Raw genomic sequence first — 406 nt, forward strand, 5'->3', positions numbered from 1 at the left:
GGTGCTCTTGTCGATGAACACGTCATCGCTTGGCGCTGGGACCGTCACAGTGCCGACGGTGTCGCCGGCTTTGATGGTGATAGTCGAGCCGTTATCCAGTTTCAGGGTTACGTCGGTGCCCGCTTTATTGGAAAGCGTAGCGGTGTACGTAATTTGACCGCCTTCGTTGACTGCGCTTGGCGCGGTCAAAGTGACGGTGGTGGTATCAGCGGTGCCCGGTGTGTCGGTCACGGTGGTGTTTACAGGTGTAGTACCCGGCACTAGGTTTTCGAAATGCTCGCCGCCAGTCACACCCTTAATTGCGGTGGTGACGGTCTGGTCGCCTTTGTACACATCATTTGGAGCTACAACCGAAACGGTGCCGCTCGACTGATTCACACCGATAGTGATGGTCTGGCCGTTGTCC

The 406-nt window shown here is 56.7% G+C and carries 1 protein-coding gene; it reads right to left on the reverse strand.

What is annotated here, in order from left to right:
* On the reverse strand, nt 1–406 hold a 406-nt coding region (locus tag ACI77D_RS29385), incomplete at both ends, for an immunoglobulin-like domain-containing protein (RefSeq protein ID WP_407018111.1).

This window comes from Pseudomonas sp. O39, assembly GCF_045447295.1.
In the GTDB taxonomy this organism is placed as follows: Bacteria; Pseudomonadota; Gammaproteobacteria; order Pseudomonadales; family Pseudomonadaceae; genus Aquipseudomonas; species Aquipseudomonas antarctica_A.